This window comes from Microcystis sp. M49636_WE2 (assembly GCF_030065375.1).
In the GTDB taxonomy this organism is placed as follows: Bacteria; Cyanobacteriota; Cyanobacteriia; order Cyanobacteriales; family Microcystaceae; genus Microcystis; species Microcystis aeruginosa_C.
On sequence record NZ_JASJFG010000710.1, the window covers coordinates 1 to 1,548 of the forward strand.

The window sequence follows — 1,548 nt, forward strand, 5'->3', positions numbered from 1 at the left end:
GACTCATGCGATCGCAACGCCTTAACCTTGTCAGGACCGGAAGGTAGCAGCAATACGGGATGCTTGTGACTGGCGTGATCTCCGGGTCTTTTTGTTGCCTGTGACGGTCGCTGTTGTGAACGCTTTCAAAACTTTTCGATCGCTTACTGCCGAAACTCGTCGTCAACTACTCATTCTCTTCGTCACGGCGCTGTTTTTCTGGATAAGTATCACCACTCTCCTCCCCACTCTCCCCATCTATATTGACTCCCTAGGCGGTAGCAAACAAGATATCGGTTTTGTCATGGGGGCTTTTGCCATCGGTTTAATTTTATCGCGCAGTTGGTTAGGCAATCTAGTTGATCGCCGCAGTCGCAAATTAGTGGTTTTATTTGGAACTATTGTCGCCGCTACTGCACCCCTCGGTTATCTATTTTTTCGCGATCTTTCCTCTTTATTCGTCGTCCGTGCCTACCATGGCCTCAGTATCGCCGCTTTTACCACCGGTTACAGTACCCTAGTGGTGGATTTTTCCCCCGTTCGTCAACGGGGAGAGATAATTGGTTATATGAGCTTAACTGCACCCATAGGCATGGGAATCGGTCCAGCTTTAGGCAGTTATCTCTACAAATCGATCGGTTATGACGGTTTATTTCTAGTTTCCGCCACTTCGGGAGCGATCGCCTTTCTCCTGAGTTTCTCCATTCAAGAACTGGACTTCAAGAAAAAATTAGCCGAAATGAAGGCAGAAAATCCGACAATTGAGCGCAGTTTTTGGGCATTATGTCAAGAGCGAGCTTTTTTAGTCCCCACCTTAGTTTTTCTGCTGGTTGGTACTTTATTCGGCGGTTTAGTCGCTTTTTTACCCCTGTTTCTCCTCGAAAATCAGATCCCTTTCAGTGCCGGTCTATTCTACAGTTGTGCGGCAGTATCGGGGGTAATCGGACGGATTTTGTCGGGAGGAGCCAGTGATCGCTATGGACGGGGTTTATTCATCACTATTAGCGTTTTTTGCTATGGTTTATCCATGTTGGTTCTATCTTCTGCTCGATCTCCTTCCGCTTTAATTTTAGCCGCTATTCTCGAAGGTACGGGAGGGGGGATTTTATTCCCTATGTTACTGGCTTTAATCTCCGATCGCTCTGGGCCCCAAGAACGCGGCCGGGCCTATTCTATCTGTATCGGCGGTTTTGATGTGGGAACAGCCTTAGCAGGTCCAATTCTGGGGGTTTTAGCAATTTCCTACAAAACTATGTTTAGTTTATCGTCAGGATTGGCTGTTATCGCTCTCTTTCTCTTTTTTACTCTTTCTAACCCCACTATAAGCCATTCTTTTCTCTTCGCTTTCGGTTTAGAAAAAGATCGTTATGCTCTGCGCGGACAATTACAATAAAGCTTACTGAAAAAGTTTTTCCTAGTACAGGGTTATTTAATAGGTTTGAGGTTGAAAATTATCGGGAATATCTAATTCAAATACTTGGTCATGAATCTGAGCCACATAAAGCCCTTCTTGCAGAATTTTTTCGCGTAATTCTGGGGATAAATCAACGGCTGCTAATATACCATAGA

Annotated in this window: 1 protein-coding gene, 1 other RNA gene and 1 pseudogene; 2 read left to right on the top strand and 1 reads right to left on the bottom strand. The window is 45.3% G+C overall.

Annotation, left to right across the window (positions count from 1 at the left end; all coding sequences use genetic code 11):
- Together ffs and PX484_RS16235 are read left to right on the top strand one after the other, a co-directional pair.
- Positions 1-91: signal recognition particle sRNA small type (gene ffs / locus PX484_RS16230), an RNA gene on the top strand; the annotation flags it as partial.
- Between the two features lie 9 nt (positions 92-100).
- Positions 101-1,372 (top strand): MFS transporter, encoded by a 1,272-nt coding sequence (locus tag PX484_RS16235; RefSeq protein ID WP_002800450.1) that lies wholly within the window; start codon positions 101-103, stop codon positions 1,370-1,372.
- A 36-nt stretch (positions 1,373-1,408) separates the two neighbouring features.
- Here PX484_RS16235 and PX484_RS16240 read toward each other — a convergent pair.
- Positions 1,409-1,548, bottom strand: a pseudogene (locus PX484_RS16240) (DUF3782 domain-containing protein); the annotation flags it as partial.